The 20697-nt window shown below is 42.8% G+C and carries 15 protein-coding genes and 1 pseudogene; 14 read left to right on the top strand and 2 right to left on the bottom strand.

The window, feature by feature from the left end; genetic code table 11:
* Positions 1 to 10 precede the first annotated feature (10 nt).
* Positions 11 to 5175: pseudogene (locus tag NSTC745_RS12995) on the top strand (AAA family ATPase); the annotation flags it as partial.
* Positions 5164 to 6474 carry a PAS domain-containing sensor histidine kinase gene (locus tag NSTC745_RS12990; RefSeq protein WP_445638592.1) on the top strand — a complete coding sequence of 437 codons (1311 nt, stop codon included), beginning with the start codon at positions 5164 to 5166 and terminating at the stop codon, positions 6472 to 6474. The pseudogene NSTC745_RS12995 and the gene NSTC745_RS12990, both read left to right, overlap by 12 nt.
* 208 nt (positions 6475 to 6682) lie before the next feature.
* Here NSTC745_RS12990 and ctpA read toward each other — a convergent pair whose 3' ends face one another.
* The gene (ctpA, locus tag NSTC745_RS12985; RefSeq protein ID WP_445637505.1) at positions 6683 to 7924 is read right to left on the bottom strand and encodes a carboxyl-terminal processing protease CtpA; all 1242 of its coding nucleotides are present in this window, start codon (positions 7922 to 7924) and stop codon (positions 6683 to 6685) included.
* A gap of 514 nt (positions 7925 to 8438) precedes the next feature.
* On the opposite strand from ctpA, the gene petB reads away from it, so the two are divergent.
* The 6 genes from petB (at position 8439) to NSTC745_RS12955 (ending at position 14143) form a co-directional block, all read left to right on the top strand.
* Entirely contained in the window at positions 8439 to 9086 is a 648-nt protein-coding gene (gene petB, locus NSTC745_RS12980) for a cytochrome b6 (RefSeq protein WP_096534690.1), read from the top strand.
* Positions 9087 to 9335: 249 nt separating this feature from the next.
* Entirely contained in the window at positions 9336 to 9818 is a 483-nt protein-coding gene (gene petD, locus NSTC745_RS12975) for a cytochrome b6-f complex subunit IV (protein ID WP_445637504.1), read from the top strand.
* A gap of 704 nt (positions 9819 to 10522) precedes the next feature.
* Positions 10523 to 10972, top strand: coding sequence for an ATP-binding protein (locus tag NSTC745_RS12970; protein WP_445637503.1), 450 nt, complete (start codon positions 10523 to 10525; stop codon positions 10970 to 10972).
* A gap of 532 nt (positions 10973 to 11504) precedes the next feature.
* The gene (locus NSTC745_RS12965; protein ID WP_445637502.1) at positions 11505 to 12494 is read left to right on the top strand and encodes a GDP-mannose 4,6-dehydratase; all 990 of its coding nucleotides are present in this window, start codon (positions 11505 to 11507) and stop codon (positions 12492 to 12494) included.
* Positions 12495 to 12504: 10 nt separating this feature from the next.
* Complete coding sequence (locus tag NSTC745_RS12960) at positions 12505 to 13710, top strand: glycosyltransferase (RefSeq protein WP_445637501.1); 1206 nt, start codon at positions 12505 to 12507, stop codon at positions 13708 to 13710.
* 61 nt (positions 13711 to 13771) lie between these two features.
* Positions 13772 to 14143: a hypothetical protein gene (locus NSTC745_RS12955; protein ID WP_445637500.1), complete on the top strand. Its 372-nt coding sequence runs from the start codon at positions 13772 to 13774 to the stop codon at positions 14141 to 14143.
* Between the two features lie 92 nt (positions 14144 to 14235).
* On the opposite strand, the gene NSTC745_RS12950 is transcribed toward NSTC745_RS12955, so the two are convergent.
* Positions 14236 to 14667: a hypothetical protein gene (locus NSTC745_RS12950; protein ID WP_445637499.1), complete on the bottom strand. Its 432-nt coding sequence runs from the start codon at positions 14665 to 14667 to the stop codon at positions 14236 to 14238.
* 442 nt (positions 14668 to 15109) lie between these two features.
* Here NSTC745_RS12950 and NSTC745_RS12945 point away from each other — a divergent pair, with 442 nt between their 5' ends.
* The 6 genes from NSTC745_RS12945 to ruvX all read left to right on the top strand — a co-directional run bounded on the left by NSTC745_RS12945 (position 15110) and on the right by ruvX (position 20607).
* Complete coding sequence (locus NSTC745_RS12945; RefSeq protein WP_445637498.1) at positions 15110 to 15457, top strand: hypothetical protein; 348 nt, start codon at positions 15110 to 15112, stop codon at positions 15455 to 15457.
* Positions 15458 to 15512: 55 nt separating this feature from the next.
* Positions 15513 to 17666: a pentapeptide repeat-containing protein gene (locus NSTC745_RS12940; RefSeq protein WP_445637497.1), complete on the top strand. Its 2154-nt coding sequence runs from the start codon at positions 15513 to 15515 to the stop codon at positions 17664 to 17666.
* Positions 17667 to 17823: 157 nt separating this feature from the next.
* Positions 17824 to 18312: a hypothetical protein gene (locus NSTC745_RS12935; RefSeq protein WP_445637496.1), complete on the top strand. Its 489-nt coding sequence runs from the start codon at positions 17824 to 17826 to the stop codon at positions 18310 to 18312.
* Positions 18313 to 18464: 152 nt separating this feature from the next.
* Positions 18465 to 18671, top strand: a complete 207-nt coding sequence (locus NSTC745_RS12930) for a hypothetical protein (protein ID WP_096534681.1) — start codon at positions 18465 to 18467, stop codon at positions 18669 to 18671.
* A 204-nt stretch (positions 18672 to 18875) separates the two neighbouring features.
* Positions 18876 to 20129, top strand: a complete 1254-nt coding sequence (locus NSTC745_RS12925) for a GNAT family N-acetyltransferase (RefSeq protein ID WP_445637495.1) — start codon at positions 18876 to 18878, stop codon at positions 20127 to 20129.
* Between the two features lies 1 nt (position 20130).
* Positions 20131 to 20607 carry a Holliday junction resolvase RuvX gene (gene ruvX, locus NSTC745_RS12920; protein ID WP_445637494.1) on the top strand — a complete coding sequence of 159 codons (477 nt, stop codon included), beginning with the start codon at positions 20131 to 20133 and terminating at the stop codon, positions 20605 to 20607.
* Positions 20608 to 20697 lie beyond the last annotated feature (90 nt).

The following is a 20697-nucleotide window of genomic DNA, read 5'->3' as shown; positions in this document are numbered from 1 at the left end:
GTAGAAATTTATGAGCGCAAAAGTTGTTGAAACTGTAAATATCGCTAGCTACGAGATTGTGGAACAACTTTATTCAGGTTCTCGCACTCAAGTATATCGGGCAGTACGAGAATGCGTAGGCGCAGCCCGCCGCAGGCATCGCCAGCCAGTTGTCATCAAGCTCTTAAAACGAGAATACCCAACTTTGGGGGAATTAGTACAGTTTCGCAACCAATATGCGATCGCCAAAAATCTAGATATTCCTGGCATTATCAAACCTTACAGCCTCGAACCCTATCATAATGGCTATGCCTTGGTAATGGAGGACTTTGGTGGTATTTCCCTACGCCAATTTACTTGTGCAAAACCACTAACATTACAAGAATTTCTACCCATTGCCCTGCAACTGTTAGATACTTTACACCAGTTGCACCAACAGCGCGTCATTCACAAGGACATTAAACCAGCCAATATCCTAATCCACCCTGATACCAAACAAGTCAAACTGATTGACTTCAGTATTGCCTCGCTCTTACCAAGAGAAACCCAGGAAATTCAGAGTATCAATGGACTCGAAGGGACGCTAGCGTATCTATCGCCAGAGCAAACTGGGCGGATGAACCGAGGCATTGACTACCGCAGCGACTTTTATTCATTAGGTGTGACATTTTTTGAGTTACTGAGCGGACAACTGCCTTTTACATCCGACGAGCCAATGGAATTAGTGCATTCCCATATCGCAAAACAGCCCAATTCCATCTGCGATCTCAACCCGGAAATGCCTTTAATGCTAGGAGAGATTATTTGCAAGCTGATGGCAAAGAACGCTGAAAACCGCTATCAGAGTGCGTTGGGGCTGAAATACGATCTGGAGAGATGTTACCAAGAATGGCAAGCAACAGGCAAACATACCTGGTTTGATTTGGGACAGCACGATATTAGCGATCGCTTTCTCATAAGAGAAAAACTCTATGGACGAGAGCAAGAAGTCAAAACCTTGCTAGAAGCATTTGGCAGAGTTGCCAATGGAGCAGCTGAGTTGATGTTGGTGGCTGGCTTCTCTGGTATTGGCAAAACTGCTGTGGTGAATGAAGTACATAAGCCGATTGTCCGCTGGAGTGGGTATTTCATCAAAGGTAAATACGACCAATTCGACCGCAACATTCCCCTGTCTGCCTTTGTCCGAGCTTTTTCCGATTTGATGACACAGTTGCTCGCTGAAAGCGACAGTCAACTACAACAGTGGCGAAATAAAATTCTCTCTGCCTTGGGTGAGAGCGGACAGGTAATAATTGATGTGATTCCGGAATTAGAACTGATTATTGGCAAGCAACCACCTGCGCCAGAACTATCAGGCGCTGCTGCACAAAACCGCTTCAATCTACTGTTTGTCAAGTTTATTCAAGTGTTTGCTACGAGGGAACATCCATTAGTAGTGTTCCTAGACGATTTGCAGTGGGCAGATTCAGCATCGCTGAATTTGCTGAAGCTGTTGATAGATGAAAACTCAAAGGGCTATCTGTTCGTTATTGGTGCATACCGCGATAACGAAGTATTTGCGGCTCATCCGTTAATGCTGACACTTGATGAAATTAAGAAGGTAGCGACGGTTAACACTCTAACGCTGACAGCCTTAAACCAAGCTGATGTCAACAATTTGATTGCAGACACCTTGAGTTGTGTAACAGAAGTTGCCTTGCCGTTGACTGAACTAGTTTATCAAAAAGCCAAAGGCAATGCGTTTTTTACAACTCAGTTTCTCAAGACATTACATGAGGACGGGCTAATTACCTTTGATTGGCATACGGGTTTCTGGCAATGTGATGTGGCACAAGTGCGATCGCTCGCCCTCACAGATGATGTCGTTGAGTTTATGGCAATTCAACTTTTAAAGTTGTCGCCCAAAACTCAGGAAGTTCTCAAACTAGCAGCCTGTATTGGGAGTCAATTTGATTTAAGTACATTGGCGATCGTTTATCAAAAGTCCCAGACACAAACCGCTAAGGATTTGTGGAAAGCATTGCAAGAAGGACTTATAATTCCCACAAATGAAGTTTACAAATTTTATCAACAAGAGTCATTAGTCAATAGTCATTTGTCATTCAAAGACGAACTCCAACAAATAACCAATGACCAAGGACAAATAACCAATGACCAAGGACAAATAACCAATGACCAAAGACAAATAACCAATGACCAAAGACAAATAACCAATGACCAAGGACAAAAGACAGTTTATAAATTTTTGCACGATCGCGTTCAACAAGCGGCGTATTCTCTGATTCCTGAGGAGCAAAAACAAGCAACGCACTTGAGAATTGGACAACTGCTGCTGAACAATACGCCAGCCACAAAACTAGATGAAAATTTGTTTGAGATTGTCAATCAACTCAACATTGGAAAATCCTTGATTATTGAGCGGCCGCCACAAATAAAAATCGCTGAACTCAATTTGCAAGCAGGACACAAAGCCAGAGCCGCCACATTGGAAAATCCTTGATTATTGAGCGGCCGCCACAAATAAAAATCGCTGAACTCAATTTGCAAGCAGGAACAGCTTATACAGCCGCTTATCAGTATTCAACTACAGGTATTGCTTTACTAAATTGTTCTCAATCTCAAGATGAGTATTGCTGGCAAACACACTACAACCTCACCCTAGAATTGCACGAACTAGCAGCAGAAACCGCATATCTTAGCGGTGATTTTGGTCAGATGGAGCAATGGATAGATATTGTTATGCAAGAGGCAAAAACTTCTGTTGACAAAATGAAAGTTTATGCTGTCAAAATCCAAGCTTATATGGCACAAGTTAAAAAGCTAGAAGCAGTCAAAATTGGATTAGAAGCTTTGCAACTTCTAGGAGTAACGATACCACAAGCACCCGAAGCGTCAGATATTCAACAAGCGATCGCTCAAGTTGTAAGCAATTTGCAGAGGAAGAATATCGAAGAATTGATTAACTTACCATTGATGACAGATATCGAGCATCTATGCGCTGCAAGGATGTTAGCCACTATTGGCCCTGCTACCTATCAAGCTGCACCGATACTATTTCCATTGGTGATATCTGAACTGGTGAACTTATCAATAAACTATGGCAATTCACCATTCTCAAGTTATGGTTACGCTTGTTACGGTATCCTTTTAAATGCAGTATTTCACAATATTAAATCAGCTTATCAAATTGGAAAAATAGCCTTAAATCTAGCAGAAAAATTCAATGTTCCAGACATCAAAGGCTCTACATTCTTTGTGGTGGGAGTTTGTATAAATCATGGTAAAGTTCATGTTAGAGAAACTTTACCAATTCTTTCGGATGCTTACCAAAGTGGTCTCGAAGGAGGCAATTTTGTATTTGCTACCCATGCTGTTATACATAAATACCAGCACGCGTATCTGATGGGACAAGAATTGACAATAGTTGCACAAGAAATGGCAACCATTAGTGATATCCTTGTCCGACTCAAGCAAGAAAATGCTTTAAGCTTTCATCAAATCTTTCAACAATCAGTCTTGAACTTGCTAAATTCCTCAGAACATCCATGCGTCTTACAGGGTGAAGTCTACAACGAGGAAATAGCTTTACCAAAGCTTCTGGATGCTCGCGATCGAACCGGGTTGCATCACTTTTATTTCAACAAACTTATTCTTTGCTACTTTTTTGAAGACTATCTACAAGCACGCAAAAATGCACTGCAAGCCGAACAGTATTTAGATGGAGTGCCGGGTCTTTTCGTTGTACCAGTATCTTATTTCTATGATTCCTTGACGCACTTGGCAATCTACCCATCCGTTGCAGATTTGCAACGAGAAAACCTCCTGAATCGAGTTACGAATAATCAGGAAAAAATGAAACAATGGGCGATCGATGCGCCGATGAATTTTCAACATAAATTTGATTTGGTAGCAGCAGAACAGTATCGCATTCTGGGTAACAAAGCCGATGCAATGGACTATTACGATCGCGCTATAACTCTAGCTAAAGAACACGGCTACACCCAAGAAGAAGCACTTGCCAACGAACTAGCCGCTAAGTTCTACCTGGATTGGGGTAAAGGGCGCATTGCTCAAGAATACATGACCGAAGCTTACTATGGTTATGCCCGTTGGGGTGCCAAAGCCAAAGTAGCCGACTTAGAAAAACGCTATCCCCAACTACTCGCCGCCATTCTCCAGCAAACCCGTTCTCCCTTCTCCACTTCTGAAACTATCTTCAACTTAGGGACTATCACCTCCACTAGTTCGGCCAGTTCTAGTAGTAGCAGCGTCTCTGTAGCTTTAGATTTAGCTGCCGTTCTCAAAGCTTTCCAAATCCTTTCTGGGGAAATCGAATTGGAAAAACTGCTCTCGACATTGCTAAACATTCTGATTGAAAATTCTGGAGCCGAGAAATGCGTGTTGCTGCTGTCGTATGGAGAACAGTTGATGGTGCAATCCGTCACTTATACTGATTTTTCCCCAGTACTGCTGAAGCCACAAATTCTTGAAGACAGCCAGGATGTGCCGATTAGTTTGATTAATACCGTCAAACGCAGCTTACAGCCTACGGTGATTATTGATGCTAGAGTACATGGACAATTAACTAATGATCCTTATATTCAGCGACAGCAGCCCAAGAGTATCTTGTGTAGCCCTATTTTGCATCAGGGTAAGTTGGTTGGTGTATTGTACCTGGAAAACAACCTAGTTACTGGAGCCTTTACCAGCGATCGCGTCGAATTGCTCAATTTACTCTGCGCCCAAGCTGCCATTTCCCTGGAAAATGCCCAACTTTATGGCAATTCTCAGAGCTATGCTCAAGAATTGGCACAATCTCTAGCAAAATTGCAAGCTAGTGAAACCCGCTTCCAAAATTTGGCAAATAATATTCCTGGTATGGTGTACCAATTCCGTCTGGCTGCGGATGGTTCAACTTCAACACCCTACGTTAGTTCTGGCTGTTTGGAGTTGTACGGGTTAGAGCCAGAATTGGTGATGGCGGGGACGCATAGCCTTTACGCCATGCATCATCCTGACGATAACCCAGCCATTACACAAGCAATGATTTACTCTGCCCAAACTTTGACACCTTTTGAACAAGAATGGCGAATTATCCTCCCTTCAGGAACGGTGAAATGGATTCAATCTGCCGCTCGTCCAGAGCGACAAGCCGATGGTGCAATTTTATGGGATGGGGTAGTAATTGATATTAGCGATCGCAAACAGGCCGAAACATCTCTAGCCAAAGAACGAGAATTTTTAAATGCCATCATTCACAATATTACTGATGGCATTGTTGTCTGCGATGCTACTGGTAAATTGACTTTATTTAATAAAGCAACTCGTGAATTTCATGGCTTATCAGTAGAATCCTTAGCACCAGAAGAATGGGCAGAAAATTTCGATCTCTATCAACCTGATGGTAAAACACCTTTATCAACTACAGAAATTCCTTTGTTTCGCGCCTTTCAAGGAGAAATTGTCGAAAATGTTGAAATGATAATTGCACCCAAGCATGGCTCGAAGAGAATTTTGTTAGCCAGCGGACAAGCAATAGTTGATGCTGCGGGTAACAAACTCGGAGCGGTAGCTGTGATGCGAGATATTAGCGAACGCAAACAATCAGAACTTGCTTTGCAGCAAAAATCGCACGATTTAGAACAAGCTCTAACTAATTTGCAAAACGCCCAATTACAAATTATTCAAAGTGAAAAGATGTCTGCTTTGGGTAATTTAGTTGCTGGTGTCGCTCACGAAATGAATAATCCCCTTGGTTTTATTTCTGCAAGTCTCAAACAAACTAAACCTACTATTGCGGATCTTGTTGAACATCTCAAACTATATCAAGAAAGTCTACCGAACAAAAGCGAAGAAATTCTCGAACATGCCCAAGAAATTGACTTGGACTATACCTTAGAAGACTTACCCAAAGTAATTGATTCTATGACACTGGCCTGTGACAGACTCAAAAATATTAGCACCAGCCTCCGCACCTTCTCCCGTGCCGATCGAGATTACAAAGTTCCGTTTAATATCCACCAAGGCATTGACAGCACGATTTTAATTTTGAAACATCGTCTCAAAGCAAATGAACAACGTCCTGCCATTGAAGTATTAACTGAATATAGTAATCTTCCACAAATCGAATGTTTTCCCGGTCAGCTAAATCAAGTATTTATGAATCTTTTAGCCAATGCTATTGATGCTTTGGAAGACTCAAATCACGGACGCAGTTTTGAGGAAATTCAACTAAATCCCAATTTAATTAGAATTAAAACCTTCCTAGAAAATAACTGCGTGAAAGTTATTATTGCTGATAACGGCAAGGGGATGAGCGAAGAAGTAAAACAAAATATTTTTGACCATTTATTTACTACGAAAGGCGTTGGTAAAGGAACCGGATTGGGGTTGGCGATCGCTCGTCAAATTGTCGAAGAAGCCCACAGAGGAAAATTAACTTGCAACTCTATTCTTGGGAAAGGAACAGAATTTATCATTGACATTCCGGTATAATTTTTGGCTATTTTTAGTAAACAGCTTCAGATATCCAGGAAGATGGCCAGACAAGGGAAGCAAGAGAAAACTTTTTGCCTTAGTCGTCCCCACTTCTCCTTGTCCCCTTAAGGAAATAAAACCGCAGTTTGACTTTGCGATCGCCGCGCTCATTTTCGCTACCTAAAAAAGCACTTCCACAACTAGATCGGGTACAGCACTCAAGTTTTTAAGTCTTTCCCGCCACAACCGAGTTTTCATTCAATAGTTCCAACGCTGCTTGATATTGCAAATCCGCAGTTGTGCCAATCTGTTCGCGGTTTAGGGGTGTTTGGGAAATCACTTTATCTGGCTTAATACCTAGTTTATTAATATCCCGATGTTGAGGAGTTTCATACTTAGCAATTGTCACTGCTAAACCTGAACCATCTGATAATTCAAACAAAGATTGAATTAAGCCTTTACCAAAAGTCGTTTCCCCCACAAGTTGGGCACGCCCATTATCTTGGAGTGCCCCAGCAAGAATTTCACTAGCACTGGCAGTTCCTTGATTCACCAAAATCACCAAAGGATCGTCGGTTAGGGCAGGGCCATAGGCTTCAAAACTACCTTGAATGCCTTGTCGGTTAGCAGTGTAGACAATAGTGCCGGAGTCTAACCACAAACGGGCGATTTCAATTCCGGCTTGCAGTAACCCCCCAGGATTATTTCGCAAATCTAGAATGTAGGCAGCAGCTCCTTTTTTTTCTAGACTAGAAATAGCGTTTGCCAATTCCGTGGAGGCGTTGGCATTGAATTGAGCCAGACGAAGGTAGCCAATGGGCGTACCCTGGCCAGAAACACGCAATTCCGAAACCACAGGATTAAGAGTAATGCGATCGCGCGTCAATCTAATTTCAGTTTCTGGCTCTCCGTCTCGTTCGATGAGGAGAGTCACAAGGCTGCCACTGGGGCCGCGCATTTTCGTCGCAGCTTCATCCAAAGTCAAATTTTCAGTGGGAATGCCTTCAATTTTGAGAATGCGATCGCGCGGTCTAATCCCCGCTTTCTCCGCTGGCGAACCCGTTATGGGAGCCACTACTTCCAGCTTACCAGTTTCCGCATTGAGAGCAATTTGCAATCCCACCCCCGTCAGTTCTCCAGAAGTGTTTACCTGTAAACTGCGGTACTGTTCTGGGTCTAAAAAGCGGGTAAAAGGATCGTCGAGGCTCTTGAGCATCGTCTGAATGGCGGTATAAGCCGCATTGGAATCGCTAAGCGGCTTCTCCAGAACTTTTTGCCGGACTACCGCCCAATTTTGATGGTTAAACGTTTCATCCAGATAAGTACGATTGACAATTCGCCAAACTTCAGAAACTAGCTTTTGTTGTGCCGTCAAAGCCAGTGCAGGCTGGGTAATTATACCCAAAGACAAGCAAAACGCCATTAGCAGTGAAAATCCAACTCGAAAAAATTTGTTCATGAACCCCATTATCAATTCCACCTCAACCCAAATTGCCTAGAAATGCCCTGTTGTCCTGTTGTTGATGAAATCTATCTCTCGATTATGTTACTTTTTTTATAGAAGTGGTGCATTCTTCTCATCAAGTTGTTTACTCAACTGATGCAGTCCATCCCACTCAGCAAACGATAAAATCTACTTTGTGTCCGCATTTTTCTGTGTTGGAGCATAAAGAGATCGCAATACATTCCATCTTTACAGAGTGTAAAGTTTCTGAAAACTCTTAGCACTTTGAAAGCTGACAAACAAAAAGTCCCCTTTACTAAAATCCCAAAATTGCTAATTGGGAGAGAAGTCACGACTCGGCGGCTTCTAGAGAGTCCGCAAAGGGTTATGCTGCTACTCTAAGCTGTGGCATCTAGTGGGGGAAAGCCTAAAGCCGAACTCGTAAGATGCCGAAGCTTGAGACCCTGAAAACTTTCGTCGCCGATTTAGAACTTCGGAATTTATCAAACGCAACCGATTCTTAGGAACTTGAGATTGTATGGCCAACGTTTACGACTGGTTTGAGGAACGCCTGGAGATTCAAGCGATCGCCGAAGACGTTACTAGCAAGTACGTCCCTCCCCACGTCAACATTTTTTACTGTCTGGGTGGAATTACCCTGACTTGCTTTTTGATCCAGTTTGCCACTGGATTTGCCATGACGTTCTACTACAAGCCAACAGTTGCTGAAGCTTTCTCCTCAGTTCAGTACATCATGAATGAAGTGAACTTCGGTTGGCTAATTCGTTCCATCCATCGCTGGTCTGCCAGCATGATGGTATTGATGATGATTTTGCACGTCTTCCGGGTTTATCTGACTGGTGGTTTTAAAAAGCCCCGCGAATTGACCTGGGTAAGTGGTGTCATCCTGGCTGTAATTACCGTTTCCTTTGGAGTTACTGGCTACTCCCTGCCTTGGGATCAAGTTGGCTACTGGGCTGTGAAAATCGTTAGCGGCGTACCAGAAGCAATTCCCGTGGTTGGCGTTCTAATCTCCGACCTATTGCGCGGTGGTTCTAGTGTCGGTCAAGCAACATTGACTCGTTATTACAGCGCACACACCTTTGTTTTGCCTTGGTTAATTGCAGTCTTCATGCTGTTTCACTTCTTGATGATCCGCAAACAAGGTATTTCTGGGCCTTTGTAATCTCAAAGATTAGCAAAAGGCAACATTTGTCAGTTTCCAGATCGAGTTGTTTGTTTTAAACTTATGAAACACAAGAAATTAATTCTACATAAGTTACAAAAAACAAACACTTGCATCCCAAGCAGAAAGCTTTAGGCATCCTCGAAGCGGCTGACCGCAGACGAGACACAACGCCGCTTGCGAGAGTTGCCTAATAGCCGATAGCTTTCACAAATGCTTTAATTCAACTTAAGCAGGACACATTTAAAAATGGCAACGCAGAAAAAACCTGACCTCAGCGATCCCAAGTTAAGAGCCAAACTGGCTAAAGGTATGGGTCACAACTACTATGGTGAACCCGCTTGGCCTAATGACCTACTTTACGTGTTTCCCATTGTAATTATGGGTTCCTTTGCTGCAATTGTGGCTCTAGCTGTGCTAGACCCCGCGATGACTGGCGAACCAGCAAATCCTTTCGCCACACCATTGGAAATTTTACCAGAGTGGTATCTGTATCCAGTGTTCCAAATTTTGCGATCGCTTCCTAACAAACTTTTAGGAGTGTTAGCAATGGCTTCCGTACCCTTGGGACTAATCCTCGTTCCCTTTATTGAGAACGTCAATAAGTTCCAAAACCCCTTCCGCCGTCCAGTTGCAACCACAGTGTTCCTATTTGGCACCTTTGTTACCCTGTGGCTAGGTATTGGTGCTGCCTTGCCATTGGATAAATCTTTGACCTTGGGACTATTCTAAAATTAGTCACCAAAAAGTGCTTTGACGCCTGTGAATTTTAAGAGCATATTGCAGATGTGCTTTTGAAAAAATAAACAGGCGTCAATTTTAATAATCCAGCTTGAATCTTGGATTTGACGTTTTGGGTGGAAAAGCGTCAGAATTGGGTATAAAAGAGTCAAAATTTAGAATCTATAAGTGATTTAGTACTATCGATCTAGTCATTGATTAGAATCTTCTTTTGATTTTTGAACTTTTGTAGCTCTCCCTTTGTCTAGCATTCCCCTTTGAAGTTTCAAGCTAAAGAAGCCTTAGGTGGAACTTCCAAAATCTCAAATCACTAAAAGTCAATCCTTAGATTTTGGATTAACCCCAACCACTCTGGATAGGGGCTTAAAAATTTTAAATTTTGGATCGAAGGATTTGTTCAGCCGACTAGTGGCGGGGTATGTAACTTGCTTTTTTGCAGGAGTACCGAAATAATTTTTAATCTAAAATCTAAAATCTAAAATCTAAAATTGGCACGGTAAACAAATATAAATAATTTTGATTTAGCTCTTACGTAAGTTGCCAGTTACAACCCTCGAATGCCAAAATTGTTCATGTTTTGTATTTTGTTAGGCAGAATATGTCAATTTAGATTTTTAGATGTCAGAAAAATTTTGCAAAAAGGGCAAAATTTGATCGCTAGCAACTTGGGTTTACTTTCATTCAAGTCACAGTTAATGCTTACCGTAGTGCACCAAGACCATCTGACGGTTAGGAGCGAACTCAGCCTCTTAGACGATGTGCAAGAATGGTTTGAGCAATTTTTTCTTCAACATTTGTCTCAACTTGGCTGGCCACAAACTCAACTCGAACGTCTCAATTTAGCATTAGCAGAAGGCTTTACCAACGCTGTTCGTCATGCTCATCATGCTTTACCACCGGAAACAACCATTGACATCGACGTTTCTCTGTGGGTCGATCGCCTAGAGATTAGAATTTGGGATCATGGAAAACCTTTCAATCCAGATGCGATCCCAGAGCCAGAGCCAGGTAGTCTTATAATAGGCGGATATGGATGGTTTCTCCTGCGGCGTTTGGCTGACCGTGTAGTGTACGAGCGTGGTGCAGATGGTAGAAATTGTCTGCTGATTGTCAAATATTCTACAAAAGTACAAAAGTCAAAGTGAAGCATTCTTAAGGATAAGCTAAGGCAAAAATCCTTTTAATGCTGATTTGAGATTTTGTGGAAAGTACGTAATAATTTCCTGTCCTTAGTCCGTTAAAGCCATACCTCTGGAAAAGTTAAGACCGAACATACCCTTTTTTACCTTTTTATTTTTATAAACCTTTCCCAGCGGTAATGCCAAGAAGAGTTTTGGCCGATCTTGAACTATCTGTTTGAGAACAGATGTATTATCATAGCCAGTAGTTACTTAAATAAACGCTTATTTGATTGACAAAATTATACTATTTTTTCAAGAATATGTGAATTAATTTAATATGTTTTTTCCGTGAAATTGCTTAAATATTATGATTTTTTTGTGAATAATAAAAGAGTATTCTTGTATAAAAAGAATTATTGAATGCAGTAAAGATAGCATTCGAGTTATAGAAGCTCCCTTGCTAAGATTTGTCAGCAGTGTTGAGAGTCTTACTTTTGTTCTCCAACAAGTGCCATGTAGTGCTTAATAGAGAGATAGAATACATAGGGGACAAAATATGACTAAGACAGCCCTAATTACAGGAATTACTGGTCAAGATGGCTACTATCTCAGCCATTTGCTCCTTAACCAGGGTTACCGAGTTGTAGGATTAGTACCCCCGCATCGACAGCCTAATTTGACAAAATTAGGAAAGCTAGCAACTCAAGTAGAAATTTTTACAGTAGATCTGAGGGATAGTACGGCACTGCTGACAGCTGTTGAACAACTGCGTCCCCAAGAAATTTATAATTTGGCAGCTCCGAGTTTTGTACCAGATTCGTGGAACGACCCTTTGGGGACTCTAGATCTGATAACTGGTACAGCGACCAGGCTCTTAGAAGCAGTGCGACACGTTGGTTTGTCTACCAGATTTTATCAAGCCAGCAGTTCAGAAATGTTTGGCGATGTTTTCTCTTCGCCTCAAGATGAGGAAACTCCTTTCCGTCCGAAAAATCCCTATGCTGCCGCCAAGATGCACGCCCATTGGACAATGGTGCATCACAGACAGCGCTATGGACTCTTTGCCTGTAGCGGAATTTTATACAATCATGAATCTCCTCTACGCGCACCTCAGTTTGTTACGCGCAAAGTTTCTTTAGCAGTTGCATCGATTAAATTGGGTTTAACTGACACCTTAGAAATGGGTAACCTAGATGCCAAGCGCGATTGGGGGTTTGCAGGTGATTATGTAGAAGCAATGTGGCGTATGTTGCAAGTAGATGAACCTGAAGAATACGTTATTGGCACAGGTAAGCTACACAGCGTCAGAGACTTAGTGGCTACAGCCTTTGAGTCCGTGGGATTGGATTGGCAAAATCATGTAATTATAAATACTAATTTATTGCGACAAGACGAGCATTTTCAACTAGTTGCTAACCCTAGTAAAGCAAAAAGAAACCTTGGCTGGGAACCTCAACTAAGCTTTGAAGAACTATTAGAAACAATGGTAAAAACAGATTTAGAACGATTAGAAAGCGGTGCAATCGCCCCCTTGCCAAGAGTGTAAATAACCAAACATGCTCATTAATACAGTGACAGAAAACCTAAAATTAGGTAATAAAGTTAACAAAAAAACTAACCACGTCTTCGTGTTCTTAGAAATTTTTGCTCGCGAAGGCGGTATTCAATCATATATAAAAGATATTTTTCGAGCTTATCTAAAATTAAATCAAGGCTATAAGGCGGAAGTCTTTTTGCTGCGAGATAGTGCCAATTGCTTAAATTCTTTTGAAGACGAAAATTTAAAATTTCACTACTTTAAAAATAGCTCTCCCCAGCTGGGAAGAGTCAAAATGGCAGCGGCTTTACTGAAGTGTCTATTGCAAAACCGTCCCGAACAAGTTTTCTGCGGTCACATTAACTTAGCAGTATTAATCCAAACCCTTTGCCAACCTTTGGGGATTCCTTACACCGTATTAACTTACGGTAAAGAAGTTTGGGAACCGCTGAAAAATCAAGAACGCCGCGCCTTAGGATCGGCAGCCGGAATTTGGACAATTAGTCGCTACAGCCGCGATCGCGCTTGTATTGCCAATAGTCTAGACCCTAAAACTATCCAGATGATGCCTTGTGCAATTGATAGCGATAAATTCACTCCCGGTGACAAACAGCCAAAATTAGTTGAAAAGTATGGCTTAACTGGTGCTAAGGTGCTAATGACAGTGGCGCGGTTATGGTCAGGGGATATTTACAAAGGCGTGGATGTCACGATTCGCGCCCTACCACAAATCGCTGAGGTTTTCCCAGAAGTCAAATATTTAGTAATTGGTCGTGGTGATGACCAACCGCGATTAGCTAAACTTGCCAAAGACTTAGGTGTAAGCGATCGCGTTGTGTTTGCTGGTTTCGTCGCCACAGAAGAATTAATGGAACATTATCGCCTTGCTGATGCCTATATTATGCCTTCCCAAGAAGGCTTCGGCATTGTTTATTTAGAGGCAATGGCTTGTCAAGTACCTGTATTATCTGGTGACGACGATGGATCGGCTGACCCCTTGCAGGATGGTAAACTTGGATGGCGAGTACCACACCGCAATCCTGACGCTGTAGCAGCAGCTTGTATAGAAATGCTGCAAGGTAATGACCAACGGTGTAATGGACAGTGGCTACGAGAACAAGCGATCGCTCTGTTTGGTTTGGATGCGTTCCAACAAAAGTTACAATATTTGCTTCTATCCTCAGCTCTAAGCCCCAGTGACAAATCACTAATGACTAATGAATAATGAATAATGACTGATGGCCAAAATCGCTATCCTAGAGGGAGAGCAGGACGAAACTTAAAAAATGAGCTTTAAGTCATTTCAATTAAATCTTTTAAATCTCCGACCCTGGCTCACTCTGCTAGCAGTTACTTGGTTGCTAGCATCACTGGGCTTGGGTTGGTTGGTTAATTCGTTGCTAATTATTTTTGGGTTGCTGTTTTTGGCACCCCTTGTGGCTTTCTTTGGTTTTCGTTGGTGGTTGCAACGTAACTTGGTTGCTGACCAGTGTCCCGTCTGTAGATATGAATTTACAGGTTTAAATAACAGCCAAGTGCAGTGTCCTAACTGTGGTGAGTCGTTGTTAGTACAAAATAGTCATTTTCAGCGCATCACACCAGCAGGCACTATTGATGTCAAAGCAGTTGAAGTACCAACTCAATCATTGGAAGATTAGTCATTAGTCATTAGTCATTGGTCAAACAGGTCATTAGTTTTAGAAAAAGGATAAATGCCAACTGACGAAGGACAAATGACTAGTGACAAGCATTATTTCTTTTGTTGCGAAATTGAAAGGATGTAGTTATACTGTTGCCCAGAGAGTTCGCCTACATAGAGCGAATATCTTCCTGCCTGCCAGTAACCAGAAAGTTCTGGCTTGCCTCCAGAGTAGCTATCTGGTTGTACGCAAAACTTTCCTCCAGGTCCGTCAATCAACAGTGTTGGCTTCCCTTGGCTCTCTACTCTTAATCGTAGGTAAGGCAGTGACTCCTTAACTTGAATAATTTGATTGGGTGCAGTGGTGATATTGCCACAGTTGCTTTTGACAGATCCCCCAGACTTTCCGTTCAAAATTAGCGGATCTGGTTGCAGATTCCGATTAATTTCTATATTTGGTGTCTGTGCTAAATTAGCCTCAGTGAAAATCAAACCGATCGCTAAAGTTGTAGGAACAATTGTTAATAGACTAAAAGTCTTCATTTTTATTAATGCTCCAGATTTTTCTAGAGCAATATAGTTATATATACTCTGAATACAATAGACGATAGCAATTCCTAATTGGTTCCCAAGGCTGCCGTATCTTTTAATACTTATAAATTGAGGATTGATTATAGAATTCAGAAAAGTCTGGGCTATAAATATATAGTTAATGAATCGATCTAATCAGTCACTATTAAGTGGAAAATTTAGCACTTCATCATTGACTCAGATTTGTATTGATACTATATTTTACATTTATTACCAGTAATAGTACTAGGTGCAGAAAGCAGGTTGAAAAATAACAAGAAAAAAACATAATTTCTCCCTGCTGATAAAGGTCTTGCATACACAGACATTAGCTAAAATCACTAACACAACCACCAAAATAAAATTTGGTTGGTATGTTGTTGAGTAAGTGTCCTAGCTGAGGTAGAAAAAATAGATGAATCCTCAAAGAGAAGAAGACTTGCAGCGTCGCCTCGATAAGCTAGAGGCAGAAATTAATTCTTCACCACAGGTGGTTCCTCAATCACCAGAAGAACAAAAACAGACATTTGAGTTTAGCTTTGCTAACTTCAATTTGCAACTGGAGCGATTTCGCATCTGGTTTGGCAATTTATCAGCTACAAAAAAGCTGGTATTTTCGGGTGTAGCAGTGCTGTTGGGCTTGGCGATAGTGCAAGCTGTGTTTAAACTGGTTGCATCTGTAATCAGTCTGGCACTTTTAGCAGTGTTAGTGTATGTTGGATACAAATTTTTTGTGTCTAGTAGCTTTCAACGTAAGCAATAGTCTATTTTAATTTTGCCAATCAAGGCCTAGAAATAATGTCAAAGGGAATTATGCAATGACGACACCAACTGTGAGGAGAAGTAATCAATCTGGTCAGTCACAAGAACCGGAAAGAGCCAATTCGCTAATGCTAGCCAGCAGGCGTTTTGCTGCTTGGGCGGCTGAAATCACACTAGTAGTTACCAGTGGGTTGATTCCCTTTGGCATTGGTGTCTATGTCGATTCGAGAAGCGATTTGAATCGAGTGCCGCTCAATCCTGTATTGGTAACAACGGAAAGAGCGATCGCCAGACCATTGGCTCTGCCTGTTAGCTATGGTATCCGTAACGTAGCCTGGCCGACTAATTTTTTGTGGACAATAGCCCTATTAGCGCCTGTAACTCTTTCCTGGTGGCAATTGTATTTACTGGCTAAGACTGGTAGCACAATTCCCAAACGCTGGTTAGGAATACGGGTTGTCAACGAGCAAGGAGCGCCCCCTGGTTTGGGAGCGGTTGTGATTCGAGAAGGAGTCGGTCGTTGGACTGTACCCGTTTCTATCGCTTATCTATTGTGGCGTTATAGCTTTGCTTTTCCGAATTTAGGATTATTCACTTTTTTAGCTGTGTTGATGGTGCTGGGTGAAGCAATAGCTTTACCGTCCCGCCAAGGAGGGCGTCGCGCTCTCCACGACCGACTTGCAGGTACTTACAGTATAGATGCTACTCGCCCTTCTTCACTTTTAGCTAACAGACAACCTCAGTCTGTTGGCGATAGCGACCAACCAGCAGAGGAATGGCAGGAGGGAGAAGAATTAGCCGCCGCCGCACCAACCAAGACACCTCGTCTATGGCGGCGGATACAGCAAAATCCCAATTTAACTTTGTTTGGGGTAGGGCTGACGAGCATGACTGCTGTGTTGGCAACTTTAATCGGAACTCAAGTTTATATCCAAGTTCAACAATCCCAGCGAGCAACCAAGCAAATCAACGGGCAACAGTTCCTGGAACTTGTCAAACAATTAAGTCCCGATTCTGGGGCTACCACTGAACAACGTCAAAGTGCAATTTTGGCATTGGGTGGCGTCAAAGACCCACAATCGATTCAATTTCTCGCGGATCTCTTGGTGAAGGAAACCAATCCTAGCCTCGTGGATACGATTCAACAAGCTTTGACAAGTGTCGGCCCCAAAGCCATCCCAGAATTAAAAAATAAGAATCAGTTTCTGGTGAGCGAACTAGAGTCTTTGAGCAGCGGTGCAAGCCCAGAACGAGAACTCCGCCAAGGACGGCTACAAAGAAATCAGCGGACAATCAATAAAATTCTATCTGTTTACAGCGGAAAAATTGAGGGTGTTGACTTGAGCCGCATCCAATTAGGTCAAAGCGGTACTCCAAGCAGTTCCTTATTCAACTTGGTACTAGATGGTATTGATTTGTCAGGAGTTAAATTAAAATCTGCAAATTTGAACCAAGCTAATCTTAAGGGCGCCCGCTTTCGGGGTATAGGTGAAGATGGACGCTGGGATACCTTCGACGATGTGATGGCTGATTTAAGCCAAGCTCAGTTGCAGCAAGCTAATCTGACTGATGCCAACCTCAGCCGAGTCATGATGAACCGTACCGATTTGAGCCGCGCCACGCTTAACAGAGCCAATTTATCCAACGCTCGTTTATATGAGGCTAGACTCAACAGCACCCAATTAGTGGGAGCCGATCTGCGAAATGCACTCTTAGAGCAAGCCAGCTTAACTGGAGCAGATTTAGGTGACGCTAAGTTAAACGAAGCGAATTTATACGCTGCCCGTTTAGGTCGCGTCAGTGCCATAGGAACACAATTATCCTTTGCCAATTTAACTAACACCGATTGGGAAGGAGCAGATTTATCAGGGGCATATTTGGATCGAGCTAATCTCAGCAATGCGAACCTGAGCGCCACTCGTCTAACTGGTGCTGTTTTGCGTTCTGCTCAGATGGAAAACGCTAACTTGCAAAATGCTGACCTCAGTCTTGCAGATTTGCGGGGGGCGAATGTAGCAGGAGCAAATTTCCAAGGAACAATTCTCGCTCCTAGCAAACAAGATCCAGCCGATCAATTTGTCCAAACTCCAGACTTAGGCTCAGTATCCGCTGTAGTCCAAGGCGTTGATTTTTCTCAAGCCAAAAATTTAGATCCCAAGCAGCTAGCGTATATTTGTACACAAGGTGGCATTCATCCTCGTTGCCCGTAGAATGGAATGGGGGAGATGGGGAGATGGGGAGATGGCGAGATGGGGAGATGAGGGATAAGAATTAATAACCAATCCCCAGTCCCCAGTCCCCAATGCCCGATGCCCGATGCCCCATGCCCTATGACAAATTACAAAAAATGGTGTGAGGAATTGGGCTATGAAATTTGTTCCATATCCGCTTTCTGTTTTGGGGGCTGGCTTGGCCTTGAGTTTAGCTATGAGTGCTAAACCAGCGCAGGCTCAAGTAGCCTATGGCAGTTATATTGGTATCGGCCCGACTATTGGTATTACTGATGGCGTGCAAATTGGGGGGGTGATAGCTGGGCGTTACAAGCTTTTGGAAGCACCAATTTCTCTGCGTGCCCAAGTTTTAATTGGTAATGGTACGGCAATTGTACCGACGGTTTCTTATGATGTACCTTTGAATTGGCAAGCTGATGCTTATTTGGGTGCTGGGTTGGTGTTTGCTGGTGATTCCTCTCCTGTGGGCGATAAAATTAGTTTTGCTTTACAGCCAGGAATTGATTACATGATTCCGAATAGCAATACTGTGCTTTTTGGGAACGCCATCATCGCTTTTGATGCTTACCGCGATAGTGGTGGTACTGCTATTTCTGTGCAAGGTGGGATTGGTTTAAGATTTTGATGGGTTGGTGTTGGCGTAGCCCGTCGTAGAGATGGCTATCTCTAAAGAAGCGTTAAAGTTCATTGCGAACTAAGAAGTTAGTCCACACAACGTGATAATTTTTGATGATGTCCAGAGACAGCACAGGATTAACACAGGAGAACACAGTGGCAATGGAATCCAATTTCTTAACGGATGCGATCGCAGATGAAATGAATCAAGATTTCAGTGAATATGTGGCTAACCTACAACTACACATGACTTTACAAGCTCGTAATCTTGTTCCACCCCTGAAGCAAACACTCTTCGATAGCCGCCAGCAACTACTCCATCAAACCCAAGCCCACTTTGAAAAGCTAGTTTCTCGACAAGGCTTATAAATATACACATACTTTAATCAAAATTCAAATAAAATAAAGGCAGATGTTGTCGAGTTAATGCCAATGGCGTTCTCACAAAATCTGCTTTTTCTGCTTTTTTAAGTATTAAGTTACTAAAATCACCCTTTTGGCGCAATAGTCAAGAGCAGAAAGTAGTTAAGATGATTGCAGCAGTTCCGACAAAGAGCAGTTAGTTAAGGCTAAATGGCGGCTCGAATTAAAATGACTTCATTACTTCCCCGAAATCTCAGCATTGTCATCCGACCACTCCAATACCGCGATCTGGACGGAGTTGAGCGCATAACTCAAGAGTCATTCTCAGCCCTTACTCCCAAGGGAGCCAATTTTGCCATCAGCCAGATGCAGTGGTTACGTCGCTGGTATGGATTACTCAAATTTTTGAGTTGGTTTCCTAACCCGCTACAGTATCGCCTCTGTGCTTATGTAGCAGAGCAAGGGCGGATGCTTTTAGGAATGATTCAAGTGTCACCTTTTAACCGCACGCGCAGCACTTGGCGGATCGATCGAGTGCTACTAGAACGTGGTGGCGATAAACAAGGAATTGGCTCACAGCTTTTGCGCCATTGCTTTGAATCGATTTTGGAAGCTCGCACTTGGCTACTGGAAGTTAACATCAACGATATAGAAGGGCTGGCACTGTATCGACAAAATGGATTTCAGCGTCTGGCAGAAATGACATATTGGGAAATCGAGCCGGAATTACTGGTGGAATTGGCGCAAGCAGAGCCAGATTTGCCCAACCTTTTGCCAGTGAGCAATGCTGATGCCCAGTTATTATATCAGTTAGATACGGCATCGATGCCACCTTTGGTGCGTCAAGTTTTTGACCGCAATACCCGCGATTTTAAAACCAGTTTGTTCGGCGCTTTAATGGATGCTGTCAAGCAATGGGTAACCAAAACAGAAGTAGTCAGTGGTTACGTATTTGAACCGCAACGCAAAGCCGCCATCGGCTATTTTCAGGTGCAACTCGATCGCAAGGGCGAAGTCCCCCACGTTGCGACGCTGACGGTTCACCCGGCTTACACCTGGTTGTATCCAGAATTACTATCTCAACTGGCTCGTATTGCCCAAGATTTTCCTCAGCAAGGCTTACAATTAGCTTCCTCAGATTATCAGGCAGAGCGAGAAGAATATTTGGAGCGAATTGGAGCAAAACGCATAGAACATACGCTAATTATGTCTCGCTCTGTGTGGCACAAGCTACGGGAGTCAAAATTCGTCTCCTTAGAAGGGATTCAGTGGACTGATATGCTACAAGGTTTACAACCGGCTCGCAAACCCATACCGGGGGGCATGTCTTGGGTACAACCACCAAAGTCACCATCGTCGGAGAAACCACAGCCAAGCAAATCAGAACCGATTAATTTTTCGGTAAAAAACACTAGCATCGAAGCATCGGCGATTCCCGAATCAGATGCACCGCAGGAGAAGTAGTGTGATACCCCAAGAGCAAGGAAAACCTTTTATTTCAGCTTTGGGATTAGATTGCGGTCGCAAGCGAATTGGTGTGGCAGGGTGCGATCGCACGGGTTTAATTGCCGCGGGGATCGCTACAATTGAACGTACATCTTTTGAGCAGGATGTCGAGCAAATCCGGCAAATAATTAACGAACGCCAGGTGCAAGTCTTGGTTATCGGTTTACCTTATTCAATGGATGGCTCACTAGGATTTCAAGCGCGTCATGTCCAAAAGTTTGCCAAAAGACTTGCCAAAGCGCTGAATTTGCCTGTGGAATATGTAGATGAACGATTAACTTCATTTCAAGCGGAACAACTGCTAATAGCTGAGAATCGCTCTCCATCACGCCATAAAGGTTTAATTGACCGCAAGGCAGCATCTTTGATTTTGCAACAATGGCTAGATATGAAGCGTAGTAATTCCCATACTTCAGTGGCGGCTATTGAGTATTGATACCTTTTAACATGATATTCTGAAAACTATTACCCAGCATTTGGATTTACGTGTAAAGCTATTTGATAGCTGAACGATTTACAAAGTTGT

It is taken from the genome of Nostoc sp. DSM 114161 (assembly GCF_052692665.1).
This window is presented reverse-complemented; position numbering and strand designations above follow the sequence as displayed.